A 271-nucleotide genomic window follows, 5' to 3' on the forward strand; every position below is an offset into this window, starting at 1 on the left:
TTTTTCATCGTTTTTTATATGGGCAGCAATCATCATTTCGCGCTCTTCCGGCGAGCTGAAGGCCAGAAGGATGTGGCCGGAGCCTGTATCAAACATGCTGATATGCGACCCCACGCGAATAGAAATGCCCCAATAATCCGGCGCTTCCTGTTGGGCAATCACCACGACAGAACCCCGATCAAACACTGCGAGCTGGTTCGCCTGTTTTGAAGCCTGCGCAAGATCCCGCATATAAGGCATGGCAAATGATGCAAGACGCCGGACAGGCGCA

Annotated in this window: 1 protein-coding gene; it reads right to left on the reverse strand. The window is 52.8% G+C overall.

Annotation, left to right across the window (positions count from 1 at the left end; translation table 11 throughout):
- A partial coding sequence (locus HBA93_RS21225; RefSeq protein WP_502910170.1) for an IclR family transcriptional regulator domain-containing protein occupies positions 1 to 271 on the reverse strand: 271 nt, incomplete at both ends.

It is taken from the genome of Ochrobactrum sp. SFR4, assembly GCF_019730395.1.
GTDB lineage: Bacteria > Pseudomonadota > Alphaproteobacteria > Rhizobiales > Rhizobiaceae > Pseudochrobactrum.